Annotated in this window: 20 protein-coding genes; 8 read left to right on the plus strand and 12 right to left on the minus strand. The window is 53.4% G+C overall.

Features of this window, described 5'->3' with window-relative positions:
- Positions 1 to 442: 442 nt before the first annotated feature.
- A complete protein-coding gene (locus AC1Q6I_RS32760) occupies positions 443 to 1,249 on the minus strand; it encodes a hypothetical protein (RefSeq protein ID WP_146015784.1) in 807 nt (268 codons plus the stop codon).
- A 115-nt stretch (positions 1,250 to 1,364) separates the two neighbouring features.
- On the opposite strand from AC1Q6I_RS32760, the gene AC1Q6I_RS32765 reads away from it, so the two are divergent.
- Positions 1,365 to 2,852, plus strand: a complete 1,488-nt coding sequence (locus AC1Q6I_RS32765) for a P-loop NTPase fold protein (protein ID WP_102625168.1) — start codon at positions 1,365 to 1,367, stop codon at positions 2,850 to 2,852.
- A gap of 154 nt (positions 2,853 to 3,006) precedes the next feature.
- On the opposite strand, the gene istB is transcribed toward AC1Q6I_RS32765, so the two are convergent.
- Positions 3,007 to 3,810, minus strand: coding sequence for an IS21-like element helper ATPase IstB (istB, locus tag AC1Q6I_RS32770; protein ID WP_102625169.1), 804 nt, complete (start codon positions 3,808 to 3,810; stop codon positions 3,007 to 3,009).
- Entirely contained in the window at positions 3,803 to 5,302 is a 1,500-nt protein-coding gene (gene istA / locus AC1Q6I_RS32775) for an IS21 family transposase (RefSeq protein WP_102625189.1), read from the minus strand. Before istA ends, istB begins: the two co-directional genes overlap by 8 nt.
- 303 nt (positions 5,303 to 5,605) lie before the next feature.
- Between istA and AC1Q6I_RS32780 the strand changes: the two genes are divergently transcribed.
- Together AC1Q6I_RS32780 and AC1Q6I_RS32785 are read left to right on the plus strand one after the other, a co-directional pair.
- Positions 5,606 to 7,540: an ATP-dependent nuclease gene (locus AC1Q6I_RS32780; RefSeq protein ID WP_102625190.1), complete on the plus strand. Its 1,935-nt coding sequence runs from the start codon at positions 5,606 to 5,608 to the stop codon at positions 7,538 to 7,540.
- Positions 7,537 to 9,243: a UvrD-helicase domain-containing protein gene (locus AC1Q6I_RS32785; protein ID WP_102625170.1), complete on the plus strand. Its 1,707-nt coding sequence runs from the start codon at positions 7,537 to 7,539 to the stop codon at positions 9,241 to 9,243. Before AC1Q6I_RS32780 ends, AC1Q6I_RS32785 begins: the two co-directional genes overlap by 4 nt.
- A 49-nt stretch (positions 9,244 to 9,292) precedes the next feature.
- Here AC1Q6I_RS32785 and AC1Q6I_RS32790 read toward each other — a convergent pair whose 3' ends face one another.
- From AC1Q6I_RS32790 to AC1Q6I_RS32810, 5 genes are all read right to left on the minus strand, one after another.
- Entirely contained in the window at positions 9,293 to 10,480 is a 1,188-nt protein-coding gene (locus AC1Q6I_RS32790; protein WP_158244442.1) for a restriction endonuclease, read from the minus strand.
- Positions 10,481 to 10,727: 247 nt separating this feature from the next.
- The gene (locus tag AC1Q6I_RS32795; RefSeq protein WP_102625172.1) at positions 10,728 to 11,537 is read right to left on the minus strand and encodes a TIGR02391 family protein; all 810 of its coding nucleotides are present in this window, start codon (positions 11,535 to 11,537) and stop codon (positions 10,728 to 10,730) included.
- Between the two features lie 419 nt (positions 11,538 to 11,956).
- The gene (locus tag AC1Q6I_RS32800) at positions 11,957 to 12,940 is read right to left on the minus strand and encodes a tetratricopeptide repeat protein (protein WP_256581309.1); all 984 of its coding nucleotides are present in this window, start codon (positions 12,938 to 12,940) and stop codon (positions 11,957 to 11,959) included.
- A gap of 373 nt (positions 12,941 to 13,313) precedes the next feature.
- Positions 13,314 to 13,637, minus strand: a complete 324-nt coding sequence (locus tag AC1Q6I_RS32805; protein WP_146015785.1) for a hypothetical protein — start codon at positions 13,635 to 13,637, stop codon at positions 13,314 to 13,316.
- 155 nt (positions 13,638 to 13,792) lie between these two features.
- Positions 13,793 to 14,770 carry a hypothetical protein gene (locus AC1Q6I_RS32810; protein ID WP_102625173.1) on the minus strand — a complete coding sequence of 326 codons (978 nt, stop codon included), beginning with the start codon at positions 14,768 to 14,770 and terminating at the stop codon, positions 13,793 to 13,795.
- Positions 14,771 to 15,059: 289 nt separating this feature from the next.
- On the opposite strand from AC1Q6I_RS32810, the gene AC1Q6I_RS32815 reads away from it, so the two are divergent.
- From AC1Q6I_RS32815 to AC1Q6I_RS32830, 4 genes are all read left to right on the plus strand, one after another.
- A complete protein-coding gene (locus AC1Q6I_RS32815) occupies positions 15,060 to 15,710 on the plus strand; it encodes a hypothetical protein (protein ID WP_102625174.1) in 651 nt (216 codons plus the stop codon).
- A 154-nt stretch (positions 15,711 to 15,864) separates the two neighbouring features.
- A complete protein-coding gene (locus AC1Q6I_RS32820) occupies positions 15,865 to 16,794 on the plus strand; it encodes a hypothetical protein (protein ID WP_102625175.1) in 930 nt (309 codons plus the stop codon).
- Between the two features lie 211 nt (positions 16,795 to 17,005).
- Entirely contained in the window at positions 17,006 to 17,758 is a 753-nt protein-coding gene (locus tag AC1Q6I_RS32825; protein WP_102625176.1) for an SIR2 family NAD-dependent protein deacylase, read from the plus strand.
- A 113-nt stretch (positions 17,759 to 17,871) separates the two neighbouring features.
- A complete protein-coding gene (locus AC1Q6I_RS32830; RefSeq protein ID WP_102625177.1) occupies positions 17,872 to 18,141 on the plus strand; it encodes a hypothetical protein in 270 nt (89 codons plus the stop codon).
- Positions 18,142 to 18,245: 104 nt separating this feature from the next.
- Here AC1Q6I_RS32830 and AC1Q6I_RS32835 read toward each other — a convergent pair whose 3' ends face one another.
- Positions 18,246 to 18,875 (minus strand): hypothetical protein, encoded by a 630-nt coding sequence (locus AC1Q6I_RS32835; RefSeq protein WP_102625178.1) that lies wholly within the window; start codon positions 18,873 to 18,875, stop codon positions 18,246 to 18,248.
- A 352-nt stretch (positions 18,876 to 19,227) separates the two neighbouring features.
- Positions 19,228 to 19,866 carry a hypothetical protein gene (locus AC1Q6I_RS32840; protein ID WP_102625179.1) on the minus strand — a complete coding sequence of 213 codons (639 nt, stop codon included), beginning with the start codon at positions 19,864 to 19,866 and terminating at the stop codon, positions 19,228 to 19,230.
- A 289-nt stretch (positions 19,867 to 20,155) separates the two neighbouring features.
- Here AC1Q6I_RS32840 and AC1Q6I_RS32845 point away from each other — a divergent pair, with 289 nt between their 5' ends.
- A complete protein-coding gene (locus AC1Q6I_RS32845; RefSeq protein ID WP_102625180.1) occupies positions 20,156 to 20,563 on the plus strand; it encodes a hypothetical protein in 408 nt (135 codons plus the stop codon).
- A 406-nt stretch (positions 20,564 to 20,969) separates the two neighbouring features.
- Here AC1Q6I_RS32845 and AC1Q6I_RS32850 read toward each other — a convergent pair whose 3' ends face one another.
- Together AC1Q6I_RS32850 and AC1Q6I_RS32855 are read right to left on the minus strand one after the other, a co-directional pair.
- Positions 20,970 to 21,350 (minus strand): hypothetical protein, encoded by a 381-nt coding sequence (locus AC1Q6I_RS32850; RefSeq protein ID WP_102625181.1) that lies wholly within the window; start codon positions 21,348 to 21,350, stop codon positions 20,970 to 20,972.
- A 91-nt stretch (positions 21,351 to 21,441) separates the two neighbouring features.
- Entirely contained in the window at positions 21,442 to 21,888 is a 447-nt protein-coding gene (locus tag AC1Q6I_RS32855; RefSeq protein WP_102625182.1) for a hypothetical protein, read from the minus strand.
- Between the last annotated feature and the right edge of the window lie 46 nt (positions 21,889 to 21,934).

Here is a 21,934-nt window from a genome sequence, read left to right on the forward strand (position 1 = left end):
GCTTCATCGGGAAACTCGGTGGGTGGGGTCGCGGTATTTTGCCAAATCAGAAAGTTTTTTTCAGAGTTTCCTTAGCGGACATAGAACCTGCCCTACGACTCTGCTTTACACACGAACGCACAAAGCGCCTTCAACTCCACTCAGCTCAGACCATCAGTGACAAAAAATTAGGTTTTCACCACCTCTTCTCTTGATTCTGCCTTGGCTTTTTCTCTCTGGATTTAAAACGACGTGATTTATGGCTAGCGCTCCTGAATACCTTGCCAGACCAACCCAGCCGTCACTGAAAACCCACCGACAACTGGACGGATACAAGACTGTCATGAGTTCCTGCTGCCCTCAGCACCGTTCCTCCACCATGTATCTGCCTCAGAGGAGGCGCCTTGAGGGTAAGCCTGCGTGGCGCCAACTTCTGCGTCGACGGGTTTTATCAAGCTACTCACTAATGCAAGCTCCACGGCTCGCATCGACGGCTCTTACCCATACCTCTGTCACGGTAGATTTGATAGCAATCTAATTCTGCATATAGAGTGACTACTGCTTCGATTGCCCGGCGCAAATCAGACTTACTCAGTTGATCTTCATGTCGAAATACGATGGTAGGAGGCAGATGACCACCCCATCTTGAAACAACGTATCCCCAGTCTGTCCAGTGGTGCTGGTAACTGGTAGGGTTTAAGCTATCCGAGTCAATCTTCTTAACGAAGTCGCGTATCTGCTCGACCAGTCCAACGAGGCGCTCGAAGTTAGGCTGCCGATGGTTGTATTGGGTGATTTTATTGGTCTGCTCAAAAAAGTTTTTATCCAACGAAGGAGTAGCTGGATAACGCGCGTCATTAACGACACTTTGCGATAGACCATTCAACTGCTCAAACTGATCAGGCTCAAGTTTAATTTTCAGCCTTTTTGCCATCCCCTCATAGTCGTGCCCGAGTTTACGCATCAGGCGCTCAACCATTTCTTCAGAGCAGTACGAATAAAGTTTGACGACTCCACCTTTCAAGAACATTTCCACTGAATAGCCGAGAAGTAGCATTGAAGCCCGAGCCAGAGCGGTGTCCTTGGTGAATACCTCAGAAGACCTAGGGCTCCATTCAGTAATGACGCTCACTAGCTCTTCTCTATTTGAAAGCCACTGCTGCCTCAGGGCTTTTGCGGCCACCAACAGGCCGTCACCTTCTTTCTTCCAGTTAGAAGCCTTGAATATTCCCATACTATGCGAATTTACAACCGCTTCCCGATCACTCATAAATCCCCGCTTAAAGCTCCGCCACATTGAAAAAATTACGCATTGAACACTTGAAATTCCTCAGTTCGCCACCATCTGACTGGCCTAGGATGCCCCTCTATTATTCGGAGCTTAGATGACTATCGAAGGCTGCAAGCAAAATTTACTGCTGACCCTCGCTTCTCCGGATAATCGAGTCATCGCCCTCACAGGCAAATGGGGCACGGGTAAGACCCACCTGTGGCAACAGGTTCGTGATACCGCGAAGGACGATACGATCAAGAAAGCAGCTTCTATTTCTCTTTTTGGGGTGAGCTCATTAGTCGATCTCAAGAGCAAAGTAGTTTACGCCCTACTGCCCAGCCTTAACGACGCCGGTGTAGCGGCTCAGGTTAGCGGCGTACTCAACGGATTCAAGAAAGCAGCCCAGGGATTGCACCGTGGCTTTAATGCTTTAGATGACCTGGCCCTCGTCGCTCTTCCTACCCTTCTTAAAGGTAAGCTCCTTGTTATTGATGACATTGAGCGCAAGCACGACAAGTTGCACATCGATGAAATCCTCGGCTTCATTGACGAGTGCGTCCAAGTGTACAAATGTCGGGTACTGCTCGTGCTCAACGATGACAAGCTGAAGGATAAAGACATCTGGGAGCAGTTCCGAGAAAAGGTAATCGACCAAGAGCTACGGCTGGACACGTCTGCGGCAGAAGCGTTCGACATCGCCAAAGACATCGTGAAAACTGAGTGGGCCGAACCACTCGAAAAGGCCACGGTCACCTGCGGCGTCACTAACATCCGCATTCTTTGCAAGATCATCCGTCTTGCCAATCGACTGCTCGAGGGGCACGGCCATCTTCAGGACGAAGTCATCGAGAAAGTTATTCCCTCAGTCGTCTTGCTAAGCACTATTCATTTTAAATCGCTACCCGATGGCCCTACGTTCGAGTACCTGCTTGATTACAACGGTACGGTTTCGGCAACCCTCCGAGCCATTCGGGCGCGGCAAGGCGATCCAGATGACAGTGAGGAAGACGCCCGGCACGGTCAGTGGGACTCACTGCTGAGCTCCTTAAACATCCACAGCTGTGGTGAGTTTGAAAAACTGGTTGTCGAGGTTCTTCGCACCGGGTTAATGGATACACAGGCAGTCCGAGAGCTGATCGAGCGCTACCGTCTCGACGGAAGATATCTGGGTACGGGGAAAAGCGTTGCGCAATTTATCCAGCACTACAACTGGCATCCTGAATTTTCAAGGGAGCAACTGATCGCTGAACTGCGCAGCCTGGTTCCTGGTGCAGAATTCATCGAGCCACCGACGCTTAGCTACCTCATGGATCTGTCAGAGGAGCTTACTGGCGACCCGAAACTGGCCGAAGAATTTTTGTGCGCCTGGTCGACCGCCCTAGACGCCGCCCATCCCGACGGGCTAGCACCTACGCAGTGGCCATCCACTCGGCCGATTCGGCCTGAGGTAGAAGCTGTGTTGAACGCCGCATATGCGCGTCTATCCTCGGCAACAACCCTTGCCGAGGCATGCACTCACATCCGTTCGACCAGAGGCTATGGCGATGCTGAGGAGCATCTGCTGAAGCACATCAAGGCCACTGATGTCGGCGCTGATTGAAAACTGACCCACCCTGCCGATTGAAAATTGACCCAGGACGGATTGCTGATTTTTGCATCAGCAATTGTGGATAAGCTTAGCAGTCGTGTCCCGGTGGAAGAGGCATTAAAGCCCCACCGCATGTGGGCATGCGGCAGGGTATTTTTGGTGCAGATCAAAACAGCTCATCGTCCTCGGTACCATCATTGTCTTTGCGCTTTCGTTCACGTGATTTGATCTTGGTCTGGGCGACCAAGCTGCTGTGTTGCAGGCGGTAGGACTCGTTGCCCGTTTCGACGATGTGGCAGTGGTGTGTCAGCCGATCCAGCAACGCCGTTGTCATCTTGGCGTCACCAAACACGCTCGACCATTCCGAGAAGCTGAGGTTGGTGGTGATCACCACGCTGGTGTGCTCGTACAGCTTGGATAGCAGGTGAAATAACAGGGCACCACCGCTCTGGCTGAAGGGCAAATACCCCAGTTCATCGAGTATCACCAGGTCTGTTCGTAGCAGCCCTTGAGCGATGCGGCCCGTCTTGCCGTCGTACTTTTCGCGTTCCAGCAGATTGACCAGATCCACCGTGGAGTAGAAGCGCACGCGTTTGTGATGCGTCGTGATCCCGGACACAGCCAAGGCGGTGGCGAGGTGTGTTTTGCCTGTTCCAGGCCCGCCGATGAACACGACATTCTGCGCGGTATCGGTGAACTCCAGGTTGGACAGATCCCTGATCAGGCGGGCATCTGCGCTGGAAGCGCTGAAGTCGAAGCCGGCCAAATCACGATGCATGGGGAGTTTGGCCATGTTCATCTGGTGGTTCACTGAGCGCACCGCTCGATCCGCATGTTCTTGTTGGAGAAGATGCTCAAGCAGCCACTTCGACGAGATCGTTGAGGATTTTCCTTGCGAGGCCAGTTCTTCCCAGGCGCTGGCCATGCCATGCAGGCGCAGTTCTTTAAGTTCCGCCATCAGATCACGCATTGCGAGTCTCCTCATCGGTGGTACGGAGCCGGTCGTAGCGTGCCGTATTGGCGACAGGCACTATCTTGAGTTGAAGGCTGGTTTCGGCGGACGGAGGGGCTGCTGTCGATGTCAGTCGAGCCAGGACATTCAGAATGTGGTCAGCGCTCAAGCTGCCTGATTCCAGTACCAACTCCACTGCCACCAACACGGCATCGAGCCCGGCGATAGGAACTGCCGCCAGTACCTGCGTCATGACTCGATCACCGTTGGTGTGACGCCTCAGACCGCGTTTTAGCTGTTGTAACGGTTTTGGCAGATCGGCAAACGGAGCACCATTGCGCAGTGCGCCGGGCTTACGTTCGATGAGCGGGATGTAATGCTGCCAGTCGAAACTGACCTGGTCTCGATCAAAGAGGCGCTCGTGACTGGCAATCATCGTTTCATCGGCAATGACCACTACCCGGGAAGGATACAGGCGGCTGCTGACCCACTGGCCGACCCGCTCACACGGTACTGAATAGCGATTTCGCGCCACGCTGATCAGACAGGTGCTGGAGACTCGTACCGTGCGTTCGACGTAGCCATCAAAGGCAGTCGGCATGGGCATCATTTCCACCCGTTCCAGCTCCAGGACATCCGCCACCGTCAGCCCGTTGTACTGCGGGTGCAGCAGTTCGTCCCAGAGCGCACGGCAGCGTTGGCCGAGCCAGGCATTCAGTTCCTCGAAGGTGTGGAACATGCAGTTTTGAGCATCGAGCCAGATGCGCCGTCGGCTGTCTTGGACGTTCTTTTCAACGATACCTTTTTCCCAGCCGGAGGCCACGTTGCAGAAGTCCGGATCGAACAGGTAGTGCGCGCACATCACGGCAAACCGGGCATTGACCGTGCGGCCCTTACCCTTGTTGACCTTGTCGACAGCGGTCTTCATGTTGTCGTAGATACCGCGACGCGGCACCCCACCTAACGCGCCAAACGAACGGGTATGGGCATCGAACAACATCTCGTGGCCCTGGCTGGGATACGCCACTAACCAAAACGCGCGACTGGCGCACAGCTTCATATGTGAGACCTGGATGCGTCGGAACAGGCCGCCGATCAGCAGACCTTCTTCGCTCCAGTCGAATTGAAAGGCCTCGCCGAGTGCAAAGGTCAACGGTACGAAGGCCCGTAATGACTTACCTTGCTCGCCGCGCCACGCACGGATGAAGGCGGTGAGCTGGCTGTAGCCGCCGTCGTACCCCTCGGCCTTGATCTGTTCGAAAAGTGCTTTGGCGCTTCTGCGGTTGTGCTTTGCCCGAAACGAATCGGTCTTGAGCGCCTGTTCCAGCGTCTCGTGAAATGGACTGAGTTTGTTGAAGGTTGCGCACCGTTGGTACGCCGGCTGGGTGGCTTCGGGTGCTCTGACCCATTTTCGAATGGTGTTTCTCGACAGTCCGGTACGCTTGGCTATCTGATGCAGCGAGAGCTTGTCGCGGAAGTACATCCGCCGGATTTTTCCCAACATTTCCATGCTGATCACCCTGTGTTCTCCTGCTCGAAAAGTGAGCAGAAGCAGTTGAACACCTGGGTCAGTTTTCAGTCGGCAGAACAGCCTTTACTGGGTCAGTTTTCGGTCAGCGGCAACACACCAGTTAGCGCATTTCCCTGCGAGCAATCCGTATCGCGTCGATGGTTGCCCGTTAGCTCCTAGCGTATGCTTCAGTGACTAGGTGGCACGACCTAACAAGGGTAGTCTCATTGCGTTTTTACATCCGTAGACCGCGATCAAGTGCAGAGAGCGGTGCACTGAAAAAAACTAGAACGGAAGCTGATGATGAAGCTGTGCAGCCTGCAATTGAGTAACTTTCAGTCCTTTGGCCCTGCCATGGAGGAGATCTCATTCGAGGATGTGACATACCTGCTGGGGCCAAACGGTTCCGGCAAGACTGCGGCCCTGCAGGCACTTTGCCGGATGTTCGCGTTTGAGCCAAATCTACGCCGTATTCGTCGCTCCGACTTCCATGTACCCGCTAAAGAAAAAGAACCGCCGGAACAGCGCAATCTATGGCTCCAGGCGGACTTCACCTTTGAAGAAACATTGAATGATGAAGAGAACGACACAGTCCCAGACTTCTTTAATCAGATGGCACTGCGTAAGGCCAAAGATGTTCCACGCGTACGATTTCGCCTAGAGGCAACTCTCTATGAGGATGGCGAAATTGAAGAGAGGTTCTTGTTTGTAACGAAAACTGATGAGAATGACAAACCTACATCCACCTCGACAGTACCGAAACGGCACCGTGACAAAATCCACCTCCACTACCTGCCAGCTCGTCGCGACCCATCCGACCACGTAGCGTATGGAGCCACTGCCCTCCTCGGTCGCCTCCTGCGCTCGGCGAACTGGAATGATGACCGGGAGACAGTGAAGGAGCTCACCGAGCAGATCACTGAATGCCTATCAGAGAATGACTCTGTACAGGCGCTGAGTTCTAGCCTCAATGCTGCTTGGCAGAAACTGCACAAGGGCGACTTCTTCGCTTCACCTCGCCTGACGTTCGAAAATTCGGAGATTGAAGCGCTACTTAGGCACCTGTCGGTCACCTTCAGTCCAGGCCACGGTGAGAACCAGGTGGACTTTGTGCGCTTGAGCGACGGTCAGAAGTCCATGCTGTACCTCTCGCTTGTTCTCTCGACACTTACAATCGGCCGTGAGGTTAGGTCGGGAGAGAATACTTCCTTCGACCCACACAAGTTGAAGCCACCTGCCTTCACCATCCTCGCGGTAGAGGAGCCTGAGAACAGCCTTTCACCTCATTATCTCGGGCGTATCGTCAACTCGCTTAAATCCTCAGTAGGCGTAGACGCCCAAGCTTTAATTGCTACCCAGGCTCCATCCATGTTGCGTCGGGTGGAGCCTGAAAACATTCGCTACCTTCGTCTAAATCAGAGGCGACGAACGCAAGTCAAGATGATTGAATTACCATCCAAGCGGAGTGAAGCCTACAAGTTTGTCAGAGAAGCTGTTCAGGCCTTTCCCGAACTGTACTTCGCTCGCCTAGTAGTGCTGGGGGAAGGCGACAGCGAGGAAATTGTTCTTCCTAGGATTCTGCAAGCCAAGGGAGCCCCCGTTGATGAATTTGCAGTGGCCATTGCCCCGCTGGGTGGACGTCACGTGAATCATTTCTGGCGACTTCTTTCGGCAATCGGAACGCCTTACATCACTCTTCTAGACCTAGATGTTGGGCGGCATCAAGGAGGATGGGGGCGCGTGAATTATGTCAGGGATCAGATAGATAAATACGAACCAGACGATAACCTACCTCATGATTGGATACGCCACGCCTGGGATGATCCTTTAACACCCGTGAGAACCCATCACGTCTTCGAAGGAAACCGCTTTGGAAGAGACCTGAATCTTTTCGACGAGCTTGAAAAGCGAGACGTCTTCTTCTCTTGGCCTTTAGATCTAGATTTTTCTATGCTGTGTTCCTTCCCTCACGCCTACAGAGCCACGGAAGCTCCAGCCACGCAGAGAAACTATGTTGCGGTTCTTGGCGAAAATCACTTCAACCCAAACCAGTATAACGATTTCGAACAAAGCTGGTTCGGGGCGTACCACAAGCTGTTCAAACTGAGCAGCAAACCGGTCGCCCATTTGGATGCCCTTGGCAATCTTACTGATCGTCAGCTTCTGGACGCCCTACCACCGTCTCTACATCGGTTGGCTGACAGAGTGATTGAGCGTCTCGCGGAGTCCCCGGAATGATCGAGCCGGATCGCTGGAGTCCTTCACCTGGCATTCGCCTTGAGAAGAACGCATGGAAGGTCATTCGAGAATGCACTAGGTCAGTGGCACTGACCGCCGGGCCCGGTGCAGGAAAAACCGAAGTGCTCGCTCAGCGTGCAGATTTCCTGTTGCGTACGAACAGCTGTCGCTACCCAAAACGAATCCTTGCTGTTTCGTTCAAGGCAGATGCGAGTCGAAACCTAAAGAAGCGAATACAGCTTCGCTGTGGCTGGGATTACGCTTCTCGCTTGGATAGCGTCACCTTCCACGGCTTTGCGAAGCGGATCATTGACCGATTTCGGCCGGTCTTGGTGAATGAAGCGCTGAGCCAAGACTATGTGATTGGCCCGGAGTACATCGCCGGGGAGCAAATCACCTTCAAGCACCTCCTGCCGTTCGCTTTACGAATCTTGAAAGACAGCAAAGTCGCCCGCAATGCGATTCGGAAAACCTATTCACATGTTTTTCTCGACGAGTTCCAAGACTGTACTGCAGACCAGTATGAGCTCATAAAGCTGCTCTTCCTCGGCACCCCTACCGTTATAACTGCTGTCGGGGATACCAAACAGACGATCATGGGGTGGGCGGGAGCTCTAGAAGGCATCTTCAAAACCTACGCCGACGACTTCGCTGCCCGTCCACTGCGGCTGTACTTGAATTTCCGTTCGCAGCCACGCCTGTTGCGTGTGCAGAACGAGATCATTTGGGAGATTGACCCACCGGCCATGATGCCTGACTCGCTGATCGAGGGTGAAGGTGGTGAGATACTCATTGGTCATTTTCGAAACTCGGCCGAAGAAGCTCAATCCCTTGCAGATATTATTCAGCATTGGATTGATGAGGAGGACATCCCACCTAACGAGATCGCAGTCCTGATGCCCCGCCAGGTTGAGGAGTACGGCGAGGCCCTGATGGAGCAACTTTCAAGAAGGGATATACCCTTTCGAAACGATCACGATCTCCAAGATCTACTCAAAGAGCCTGCGGCACGCCTTGTGGTCGACTACCTCGCGTGCCTCTATGGCAAAGGAGAGGCTGATGCCTGGTCGCGCTTGATGGAGCAGCTTGCCCGGTTCGAAGATGAAGATTGTCGTAACAGCGCGCATCAGATCTTTGAGGATACGTTTCGAACTCATAGCAGGCAGGTGAGAGCCGACCGCAAAACTACTACGCCATATGTATCGTGGTGGAAGCTTGTGCTCGGGCTACTCAATAGGTTGAGTTCACCTGATTTAGCCGCCCTCTCCGCCGATTATCTGTCGCGAAAGCGTATGGTGGAGGTTGTGCACGAGGTTCGCGACCGAATCAAAGCCCATCTTGCGGATGACCCAAACTTACTTCGGGCGCTAGCAGGACTTTCTGGCGACGCCTCAGTGCGACTGCTTACCATGCACAAGAGCAAGGGGTTGGAGTTTCACTCGGTGATCGTCCTTGGAGTCGAAAAGGAGACCTTCTGGGGCAAGCTTGCCGAGGAACGCTGCGTATTTTTCGTGGGAGTTTCGAGGGCAAAACAACGACTGGTGCTGACCACTTGTGAGCACCGACCCCGCCCCCACTGCGCACAAAGTCGGTGGAATGAGCGTAGGAGCCCACATGGTGAGTTTGTAAACCACGTGACTCGACATCAAACCAGTACGTTGCGTGCACCAAGGCAAGGATCACCGAAACAGACGCCGAGCTGATTCCTACCACCGCCGCTCAACACAATGTCTGCCTACTCAGAAGGATGGATTAGTCTAAGTGGCTGAAGCGACTTGGTTGCCGACTCCAGATCGAGTAGAAGTTTCGCCCGTCCCAGTAGCTCACCCTCCCCTGATCATCCACTGAGCGTTTTGCCCGAAAGACCGTATCGGCATTTTTCACAGTCAGTATTTGGTTATCCAGCACAGGGACTTCATGCCCTTCGAGTCCATGAAAGTCCTGGCCGACAACCCGTCTTGGTAGGGCCATGAGGAGAGCCGCGTGCTTCGTTTCCTTAAGGACGAGCGCAAAGCTATTGCCGATTGTGCGGTAGCCGGTGTGAGCGTGAACGACCAGAGCGTGGCTACCAGCTTCGATTCGGCGCAAAACAGATAGCAAATGAATGTCAGACACCAAAATAGATTTATCTTGGACAATTCCCGCCTGCGCCTGCTGACACCACTGGGCGACGTCTGCAGAGGTCTTCAGCACCAATATTCCCGAGGAACGATTTGCAAAGTTTTGCGCCCCCGGTAGATACCGCGAGGTGGTGACAAATATGCCTTGGTCGGCGCCGTCGTTCGCGACCGCTCCGCGCAGAGCTTGCACTGCCTCAAGGCCTATCGGCCGATGGGGAGCGTATCGCCTAGCTTGGACATAAGCCAAGGTATCGCCCAACGGGCTTCGCTGAAGTAATTTGACATCAACCCCACCATCCCCCACTCCAGGCCCCAGCTCTGATTCGTATCCCAAGGTCTGGAAAATGCGGTAGAGCAATATCTCGAATTCGCGGTGATGCAGGTTGTAAAGACGCTCAGGGTGAGCGTAAAAATACTCATAGAGTTCAGCGTAGACGTCGCCGAAATCTTCGATGATTAGGCTGCAGACCCATTTCCAATGAAAGAGCTGGTCGTAGGCCTCCTGAAGGTCTTCGGTCGTGGCGTAAAAGTAGTATGAGCAACCATCATTGTTGTCATACCAAAAGCCATGCGAATCAGCGATGGCGTCAAATCCCGCTCGCAGCTTTGGATCTAAATCTTCGTCAAGAAGCCGGGCAAGATCCCCGCTGCTGTAGAGGATGAAAATCACCGCCCCTTCACCAGGCTCCCCCTGCACGCGCTTCGCATATGAAGTGAAACCGCTATCATGCCAAAGATCGTTTGCGACAGCCCAGGCTCGTAGATCATTTTGAGTCGCTACGATTTTTCGCTCCAGCTCTCTATCCGTGTTTGCGCTCAATCCGCCATTCTCCTGCCCGAGGTCGCTAGAAATCTACGTCATCCGAACGACCTTTCTCAGCGCTACGGCTAGAGCTGACGATAATGTATGAACCCCTTCTGTCGGTTCAGTACATCGCTCATGAAGGGCCGATGGATACAATCGTTAGCCTATTACTCACAATTGAATTAGGCCGGCATCGCGTTTCCCCTATCGAGGTCAGCGGGGACAAGGAAATTTAAGAATTTCGCCGCCCCGCACACTGATCCTAAGGGTTTGTCTTGCGGGTGACATCAAGCTTACGATGCATCAGCGATACCATCGTGAGGATATCGAGGGCATCTTGCTCGGACATTGGCCAATCTGCCTTCGTCGCGTGCGCTAGAGGGTTGCGGACTGCGCCGAACAGCCCGATCAGTAGATTCGCGAATCCCTTCTGTTCACTCTTGTCAGACTCGGTGGCCAGGGGGCCCAAAGCAAGCACTGGGCATTGCCCAAGGAAAGCCTTTGTCACCAGATCGGCGCCATCACCATTCAGGCCCGACAGATTCCGGATGCGTGCCGCAATCCCTTTTGAAGCCTCAAATACGGCGTGGAAGTAATTTTCGCTCAAAAGTTCTGTCCGGCAATATTTCAAAACTTCCTCATGCACCGCTCGGGTTTCAAGCGCAGCTTTGAGCCTCCCCACGCGCGCACGGGCTACATCCAGAGTGGTTGCCTTGTCAGCACGACCGACTTTTCCATCATCGCGTACGTAGAATCCCGAGAAAGCCAGAACAACATTGAGCTCATCCCTACGCCAAATGAAGGCCTCACGATCCCTGGCGTAGCTCACAGGATTCATAGCGCTGTTGATAAAAAGGATGAGATGGTTCCCGACCTGATGCTGGTTCTGAATTTGTGCCAGCGCGTTGAATAAGCGTTTCCACTTGGTATTGTTCGGGTCGAAGTCTGGAACGCGAACATCTTGGAGGAGACGTCCAATTTGGGTGCCGCTTAAGCCACGCTCGGTATCTGCGAGAACACGACATGCAGCTTCCAGATGCTGTGAACTGAAGGGTGGGATGCGGCTACTCAAATCGAATCTCCATCGGTAATCACGCCAGTGGCCCTCGGGCACCTGAGAAGCAGCCCATCGGCCAGAATTGGATGAGGAAGAGTTTCGCTCAGCATAGTCCGGAGAAATCTTGGATGCTGGAGGGCTGTGCGCGCCTTAGAAGCCTAGCGGCTATCAAAGGCGAGGCAATCTTCCCGTCCCCACCCGAACTTGGTGTGACGACGTCCCGCTAGGTGTACCAAATCTTCTCGGGATCTGACTCATCATCCATATCTCAATCGGGATTTCAGTACCAATTGAGAGCAAACTGGCAAAGCAGGCTCTCAAACAAACCCGCCGCGTCGTTCCGCATTTAGCATTTGCGTACATATCAGGCATCGGAGCGCCTAGTGAAACCCGACCGTTGAGTCTTACTGCACCCTGCAGGCCGCTGATCTCGATCAGCCTTGCTTTTTCTTCAGGGCATCCAGGCGGCGCTTCACCTCTATTTTTGGGTTCAGAGCGATTGCCTCCTCATAAAACTCGATCGCCTGATGAGTTTGCCCGAGTATCTCATGCGCAAAGCCTTCCACCTTCAATGCATTGGGCTTCCATGCAGGGTTGGAATCAGCACCGAGTGACCTAGCCCGCATCACAGCTTCAAGAGCCTCAGTGGCACGCTCATCCGACAAGTCCTGTTCCCCGAGGATCTTTTCGGCTGCGCGGATGATACGGCTGTAGTCGGAGGAGTCGAGATTGGCCTTGTCTAGATTATTGGCATCGACGAAATTTCCGGTGCTGTCATACCTGAATTTGCCCACGCCCTTGACGTCCGCGATCAGGTGTTTTCTTTCCTCATCGAAGATGTAGGTTTCGAGGCCTTGTGTACGGGGCGTCACGCAGAACAGTTCCTTACCCGACTCTAAGTCAAACAGGATGACTTTATAGCCGTGCTCGGTCTTGCTATTAGCAGTGGCGCAGTACGCGAGCTTTCCATTTTTCGAGATACCACTCCCGAAGATGTTGGCAGTCAGCTCTTTCGTGACGATTGGATTGCCGGCGGAATCAAACACGCCGAAGGTGCCTGACAAAGAGCTGCCCAAATGCCAATCTTCGAGACAGAACGACCCATTGTCAGCAACTGCACCATTGTTTGGGCGTTGCATCTGTCCATGCGCAGACACAACATCGCCGGCTAGATCAGCTAGGACATATTCCCCGTAACCGCTTTCACGATGCCCTCCTCTGCCAGCGACAGGATCCGAATCTCTCCAAGAAATCGCCCACTTCCTGGATTTGGAAAGACTGTAGAGACCAGCGTAACCGATCGAGCTGACACTCAAAAAAGGCTTGGATACTTCTATCGTCTGAGTGCTGGATTGAATCGCCCTTCCTTTCGGTGGGATTACTGTCTTTTTCTTGAACAGCCAGTCGAAAATTCCCATATGTGCTCGGCTCCTTATTCCTTTAGCGTGGTGGCACGTTGGTGGAGCGATTCCTGGAGCTCGCACCTGAATTTGGCTATCAATGTCCGGGTAGCGGATGCGCCAAGCCAACTGCCTCAGCATTCGCACCGTGCGCGTCATTCTCTGGATAGATGGCCGAAACGCTCAGGATTCACAGCAGCCACCAATCCAACCTGGCATCCCCAACGCGTATTCCCGTTGACGTATGACTGGCAGCAAAAAAAGATGGCACATAGCCATTTTTTTCAAAAAAAATTGATGCTTTTTGGGATCAAAAAGTAGCTGCGACTAACGTCGCAAAGGTGCGATCAGCATACACAACACAGGCTTCGCCGCCCTTCGGTCATGCTTCTCACCATGCAGAAATCCGAAAAAACAAATGCAAAAAGACCAAAAGCAAAATGAGCAGAGGCGCTAAGAGCATAAGCAGGGCAATCGGGTCGATCGCCCCACAGCTTAAGGCAAGCCAGAAAAAGCGGGGGCCTTTGCAGATTGTCGCTTTTTGTTTGTTTTCAAATATAAGATCTCCGGTTTGAAATTTTACTTTCAAGGGGGCGAGGAAAATATATTTTCGGTATGTGTGGCAGAAGCGTCCTGAAAATCCAAATTCTTGAGCCTCTTGAGCAGAAAAACAGGCGAAAAAGCGTCTGAAGTGGCTGATCCATCTGAATTCCACGGTACGTTGCCGTTAGCTCATCGAGCTTTGCAGCTCTACGCTCGTGAACAGACGAAGCCCGTGCGACGCATTGATGGGCTTCTGAGACTCAATGCCTACGTCATCTGGATTCGGTACTCCGGAACATAAGCATGCGAATCGGCTGACCGGTGTACTCATTCATCCGGGGATATGACCAAGCCTTCTGCCGAATTTGAGACCTCTGGCAGCTCATACCATTGCTCAGTATGGCCCCTGTCGGAAAATTCCCAACAGTCGATCATGCCTCCAACGTAATTACGATCTCCCTCCTGGTCTGCCAGAATCTCTTTTCGTACCAGTGCTTTCGCAGCCCTCAGCTCATCAGTTCCTCGATCCAGCTGGGCTCCAATTTCAGCTTTTTCTGCTGGTGAGTCCGGAGCCTGGCGAACCTCCTGCATCAATTCCTCTACTTCTCGCTGAAGCGACGCTCCAAGGACGACTGTCTCCTGCTCACCAAGCCGCCGATATTTGAGTGTCGCGTACTTCGGAAACTCATCCGTTAGTACGACCTCCACATGGTAGAGAACTGGCTTCCCTGCATCCCAGCAATAGAGCGCCACAGCCAGCTGACAGCTAATAGATCTGAAAGAATTTTGATCCAACAACCGGTGCGCAGAAACGTCCTTCAAGGCACGCCGTATGACATGCGAGATTACCTCCATTTGGAAATCTGCCGCCAAGGAAGGCAGGTTCCGGGATTCGAACACGATGTCATCGGCCCACGTTACAGCATAATTTTTTTGAATGGCCTCACTGGAGCAGTGTTTGACGATCTTGTATTGACCGTCATTGAAGGTGTAGCGGAGCTGTCCAAGGTGCTCTTGAATACCATTCAACATATGACTAAAGGTCAGTGTACTGCCTGCGTAAGCAATGACGCATGAGCTGGAAAAGGACTCGAGATACCGACTGAAATGCCCATCACTATCAAAATGAGGCGTCCAAATTTTTACCGGAATGCGTCGAACCTTCTTGAAAATTTCGATGAGGCGCTCACGTGCATCGGTTCGACCCTCAGCAGACAGAAGCGTGTCGCCCACAAAAAAAATCCGGTCATAATTTTTTTTCTTCCAGAAGGTGACACCTGTGTAGCCCGCAACAATTAACGTCATGCACCGCTCCTCACCAATGCAAATCGAGCAGAATATCTGGTTTGCTCGCCAACCAGGTATTGCCACCATCTCTGGTTACCGACGTAGCCCGAACGCAAACTCATGCCTCTATTTTCCTGCCTCCCCTTCAACCTCGCCGCAACTCAAAACCCGCGGATCAGAAACACTACATTTTGACGAAAACACTGAGCCCTGTAGCCCTTTGGCTGCTGAGCACGCTCCGCCCCTACCCATCTGACATAGCACCAGATCGAAAGCCACCACTGTCGGCGTGAAGAGCTTTTAGCTGATGACTGATACACCTACGAATAATCCGACCTCCGACAAGCACGAGGGGCTTGCCAGAAAACAACTCATCTCCCAGATCGCACTCAACTGTGTTTCGATCTTGGCGGTGCTGATTGGAGGTGTTTGGATTGCTTTCAACGCCTTGTACGTGAAACAGGAACAACAGATTTCCGCCTACACGCTTCGGGAATTGGAACAGAAAACAAACCTCGCGCCACATGTGAGATCGAAGGTGACCGCGACGGTGGGCGAACCACAGGGTAATGCTGGTTCGATTGTGCAGGTAAGAGTGGAGCTTTCAAATCAGGGTACTGATGCACAGCGGGTAATTTTGGATAACGGGGCTTTGTCGGTGAGCGGAATCGTCTTCATGGACAGCATGCCTCAGTTCATCGGAGAGGTACCCATGGGCAGCACCCGCTTTGAAGGCGTCCTGAGGCAAGTGGGTAATTTCATTGATATCGGAGCGGGAGAAACCTACGACATCAGCTACATATTCCGCCTGAAATCGCCTGGCACGTACTTGGTGAGATTCCTCGCCAAAATGCAGAGCCCCTATTTGGACAGGTACAAGGAAAGGGTAGGAACGTCAACGCTTCAGGATTACTCGGTGGGCGACGACCAATACATCACCGTGCCACAGCCTCACTAGACGAACCTTGAGACACTCGTCGCATGCTACTGGATCCGCGTTGGTGAGCTAGCTACGCAACTGGTGGCGACATACTGAATCAGGTTTAAGGCTACGATTGGCGAGTGCTGCAACATGCAGTCCATGCCCTGAGCTATAGACCAAGGAGGAATGAATGGGAAGCAAAATCCCTGAGGCTAGGAACGCTCTTGGAGCAAAAGTCAGTGCACTGCAATATGAAGGGAGCCCTGTAGGACAATTATCTTGCCCATCCAACGGGTGTGAAGCGCGGCTATCTTTCGTCAAGCGACATGACAGACGATACGCCACCAAGACGATTGAGGTGGCTCCTTGCTTCAGGCTGAAGAAGCGGTTCAACCACGATGCTAACTGCAAATACAATCTTGGGGGACAGCTCAGCATCATCGCAAAAGGATCGTCTTCAGATCTGTTTTCGGCCATCTCAGCGTCGAAATTTGAGTTTCGTCTTCACATACTGATCAAAGCGCTATGGGAGCTTGATGACGAAGAAGTGGATGCTCGGGGGCGAGGCTGGGGATCCCCTGAGTCGCAGAACAAAAGCTATGGAAACAAAGGCCGCCTTTCCAACTATCTAAAAACCCTGGGTCAGATACTCGAGCTGAGGGCATTGTGTGAAGACAATGACGAGCTCAAAAACCTCGTTACGCTGAAATCCAAGGAAACCACCATCCCTTGGAGTAAATTCTACTTCGATCACAGCAACCTTTGCGACTTCACTCGCTACTACGGTACGGGCACCCTGACAATTCCATTGGCTATTTCCGGGTATGTTCAAGACATTCGTCCACCTAGCGAGCGCTTCCCACATCACGTGGCAGAGCTCACCTCTCCCTATGTTGAGCCCGACAAGAACGGCGTCGTCCGCAAGCCCGTGCCTCAGGTGATTTTAAAGCAGTCCGCCCTCGCCTCCCTGCTCAAACGCCAACATGAATACATCTTCTTTGGGCAGTGGAAAGCCCGTGTCCGCAGAACGAGCGGCCGAGGGGAAAATTCTAACCAGACCTGGCTCTTCGAGAACATCGAAATGTACATTGACCAAGCGGATCATTTCATCGAGTGCTGAACAGGCGTCATTCTGTCCAGCGCATGAAACAGCAAGCGGAGCGCGCAGGCCACCGGCCGTAGCCGTGAGGATGGAAGCCCACCGGGCCGAGACACGGAGTGGCTCGGTTTACGACAGCCGTCCGCAGAGCGGCACGTCCAATGTCCAGACAACGTACGACGCCCTCGAAAAAAAACGGGCCTCGGGGGAAAATAATTTGAGGAAAACAGCGATGCCCATCACCACAATTGCAGAGCACCTCAGAGCAGCCAAGCGCGTTGTCGTTTTCACCGGCGCCGGCGCATCAGCAGAAAGTGGTATTCCGACCTTCAGAGATGCCCTAACTGGCCTATGGGAAAACTTCGATGCATCGAAGCTCGCGACAGCCGAAGCATTTCGCGCAGACCCCGGTTTGTGCTGGGGCTGGTACGAATGGCGCAGACGCAAAGTCATCCAGGCCCAACCTAACGGGGCACACTATGCAATCGCACAGCTCGCCAACCACGTGCCCAAATTGACGGTCATCACTCAGAACGTAGACGACCTCCACGAGCGAGCAGGAAGTTCCGCAGTGGCTCATCTCCATGGAAGTCTGCACTCGCCTCGATGCATCGACTGCAGTGCCGCACACGAGCCCCCTCTCCCTTCTGAGCCACTACCGGAAGCCGGGATTCGCATCGAACCACCACGATGCACCAGGTGTGACGGGTATGTGAGACCAGGTGTCGTATGGTTCGGCGAAATGCTTCCGGATGACGCATGGGCGAATGCAATGACTGCCGCAAAAGACTGTGACATGTTCATATCGATAGGCACATCCGGGATCGTTTATCCTGCCGCAGAATTGCCATTCGCAGCTTTAGCGAATGGCGCAAAGGTCGTGCACATCAACCCAGCACGCTTTGCGATTAGCAGTCAGGAGTTTTTCGTAGAGGGCACCGCAGCGCTCAGCATGACGTCCTTGGTTGAAAGGGCATTTCTCTAACAGGACGAAGCTCAAGCGTCGCATCTACCAGAGCGAAACGAGAGCACGAGCAGTAGCCGTTGAGGCAAGTCATCTCCCCATGGGTACTGCCCTTAATAAGTAGGATCACATGCATGGCAGCAAAAAAACCGCCACACCCTTTACGAGCAAGCGAAATTGAACGTTTCGAACGAAACCTTGCGAACTGGCTGAAGCTGGACGCTGCGGATGCGATGTATCACCGATTCCAAGGGATACTGGAAAGCCAAATCACGACACTACAAATCTGTGGAGTAATCACCCGCCAAGGAGCAGTGAATTTGCTGATGCGCATGGGTGAAGCGAGGCGAGAAAAGGATGCAGCCGCCGACGTCGACACACCCGGTGGTTTGAGATTGGTTTGAGACGTGGGAGGCCACACGCCCATCCCGTACCGTCTCAACCATGCGTGACCCGAGCCTGGTAAACCACCCTTGCTCGTCGCCCGGGCCGTCGGTGGATCCGTGCTCTAGAGAGACTCACCGCCGCTGCGCTGGAACTTGAGGCCAGCCCGCCCCGCCTTGGAAAACTTGACCCAGCCAAAACAACGGATAGCGTCCGCCGCCTCAAGATCATCATCGTCGGGATCAGCACGATCATCCATTCCATGGACTGTGCCAAAACCAGATACTTCCCAAGTATCAGAAGCCCCCCAAAGCGGCTCGCTGAACGATCTTCCCTCCTCCAGCTCGACCGAAAATGGCTCAGATCCTGCCGCAGCGATGACACCCTCATCCGAAAGAATCACATCCCGAAGCTCGTGTTGAACGTAACCATCGAGAAAATCGGGCAGATCTGAAAACACACCATCGCGACAGCTGGCGATAGCATCGATGAAATCCTGAACTATGAAGGCCTGCAGTACCTCGAGCTCAGCCAGCCGGGATACGCCGCCTTGGTAATCGAGAACGATAACCTCAGCATCAGCCAGATGATGTTTCAGATCCTCCCTACGTTCTTCAACCACAAACGCGGCGTAGGTTTTGTAGCCGAGAAACGCAGCGACGACCTCCAGCGCGATACCGTGCTGGACTTTGATACCTTTCGCGGCAAGAGAAGTTTTGGCTGCAAATGCAGCTGCCTTGACGAAGTCTGTCATCTGAAAATTCCGGAATGTGTCGCTGTGCTGGGCGTTTTGTCGTTAGCGAATAACCGGGAAATCCGGATGCCGATAGCAGAATATTGAGGCGGGTGGGACGTTCTCTTTTTTAAGCCGACCAGAGCTTCGGCGGAGAGCCGAGGATGATCGTATCGGAGGGGGTGATGCCGGACAAGACCTTAAATGAACGATGAAAACCAGATTCTAAGACTGCTCGTCGCCAAAGGCCCGCGCGTCTCCTATGGATGCTGTGTCACTCGGTCGCTGATTAGCGCTTGGCGGTGGCCAGAGCCCCCGCCAAACCCACCACAAGACCCGCGTCACTCAATCAACCAATGCGCCCGGGAGGCATTTACGGGGCGTACTGAGCAATCGTGCGTCCGACGTGGGCATCCGCCAGCCGATAGATATTCAACAGTTCAGCATCGAAGGCCTGTGCTATCTCTTCTAGGGTTGGAGAGTCACCCACTCGATCAAACGTGCGCCTTAGGCGGGACTTCACCTTCTCGTAGACTCTGCTAAGCACCTGGTCGCTCTCCAGATACCTTCTCAAGCTAGAAAGCTTGTAGGGATCAGTAAATCTAGATGCCGCATCCTGAACCATCACGTCGTATTTCGACGTATCTACCGAAAATGCGGGGACAGTGTAGAAATGGTAGGCACACGCCTTCCTGATGCGCTCATCTTGCTCATAGTATGCCTGCTGTTGCTCATCATGCTCGCGGTCAGCCTCCTCCTCTGCGGCTTCATTAGCGCTAATCATGCTCTCGACTTGCATCTCGGCTTTTGACGCGAATGCAAGCAGCTCGAGATCGTCTTCTTGGTAGGCTACCTGCTTCAGGAACGTCGCTATCCCCAGCACCTTGTACTCCAAGAAAAAGTCGTAATCCGAATAGGGGTCGAAATCCGAATGACGGTCACGTCCCGTATCCTGCTGTGCTTCGAGCCGGCCCACCCACGACTGCAAATGGGCTTTGAGTGTAGCTTTCATCAATGTCCTCTTTAACTCAGAAAATCAAACCTGTTAGCAGGGTTATATCGACACCATCCCCATCACTTCTGCCCTTGGTACAGCAGCTGAGAGGTCTCGGCACAGGTGAGGGCCTCCCTACCCTGCGCGTGCCTGGCGCTTCAAGTTGCGGGGTTCACTGGCTCCGCTTTAAATCGATCAGCGCAGAAATGTCTCAAAGATATTTCCCCCCTGCCGTTAACACACTGGGGCGCGGAGGCTCTAGCCCGAGCATTTTGCTTGATTTATCGATTATGTTGGAGACAGAGAGTTGAAGAATTTCACGGCGCAAAGCATCAAAGCAAAAAGCAAATTCGAAATGTGGGGGGAGCGTCATTGGGGCTGGATCGTAGCGTTTCTGTGTGCGGCGTTGGCTGGAGGGTTGGTGATTTCCCTTCGGTTTAGCGTGAGTAACACTGCCCTAGCTGTGTCCCTTGCATCGGCCGTGATGGCGATAATCGCGGGTGCCGCTGGCATGACTCTTAAAGGCAAGGCCTTGGGTTTCGTCACCTTGGCGGGAATACTAATTACAGCGGGGGTTTTCATGTGGGGCGTGAAAGACGCAGCACGACCTAACGAGCACACGATTAGCATCACCGGTGTAGAAATGGGATTCGTCATTGATCACAAGGATTGTGATTTCTCAGACCCGACCAAGCTGGTGTGCAAGATTCGATAAGCGTGAAATGTGCCGCCCCTGTTTCTTCTTCAGGGACAGGGTCTGCCTTCTCGTGCAATCCGAAACGGCAAGTCAGCCTCCGTCAGAAGCCAGCAACTCCCCTTTGCTGCGGGCTAAGGTCAAGTGGCGGCATGGTCACTACGGGGGCAAAGCAAGGGCGCGTCATCTGAGCGCCTAAGCCTGCAATCGGCGTCAAGTAACGCCCTTGCTCTCGGCTGCCATATTTGAAGAAGATCAGAGCCGATATGGCTCAATGTTCCCCCATGCCTAGGGCAAGCGGAGCGCGCAGGCCGCTCGGCCGTAGACGTGAGGATGAAAGCCCGCAGGGCCGAGCCCGTATGGGCTCGGTTTACGACAGCCGCCCGCAAAGCGGCACGCCCTCACCCTCCCTCGCACCTTCAAATGATCACTGCAGCACTCGTGGAGTGATGTGCAGTCCTGCACGAAGACGCAAATACTCACGCAGACTCGCACGACCGTTCCCCCGCTGAAACGTGGCGAGCACGTAGCGCGAATTCTCGGTCGTCATCACCCAAAACCTCCCCTCGCGCTCGACCTTCAATACGTCAGAAGTCCGGATCAAATGACCATCCTCGAACCGACCGTACTGATCTTTACGCGCATGACCGAAGACCACGCCGATACCCGCGCATGACCTTATGGAAACCCCGCAGAGGTACGCCGTAACCGGTTCATCAAAACCTTGCTCTTGGGCTCTTAGGATCCGCAGAAGATCAAAATCTGTATGGCGTTTACCGTGAAAATTTACATCAACCGTGTCGAGCATCATTGCTCCTCCCAGAGCAGTACATAAGGCGATATCAGGAATTGCGCACGACACCAGACTCGCGGATAGCGTGCGAAAATCTTGGTAAATCTCAGGCTGAACGAATCATGGTCTCGAGGAAGATCGGCATGAGGTCTGTTACCCGACTGATGTCGAAATTGGGCCGATGTGAGCTGTGGTAGATGACCCCACTGCCGACCTCAATCAGGCAGACATCACAGTCGTACTCATCCTTACCAACAGTGACTTTGACCACGCGATCCATAGTCCACCCATCACAGCGATTCATCCATGCAGGAGTGACAACACTCACGTCGACTATCACCTCGCCCGCACCTTGGCGCACGAGCATTTGCTGCAACCGGTGCTCGCCTTCAACCATGCGAGTGAACTCAGTGCTACGACCTTGCTCGGTGATGCGGACAGTAATGTGGTACCAATGCGATCGAAGTACCCGGGACACTTCCTGCCAGTGCATCAACCCTTCGCCAAACAATCCTGGAACACCAACAGCATCGGAGTCTTCGGTTCTGAACATCAGGTGCCTCTGTTGTCCCGGGTAGAAAAGCAGCCCGGCTGTTAAT

The sequence above is a fragment of the Pseudomonas sp. MPR-R2A5 genome, assembly GCF_058793055.1.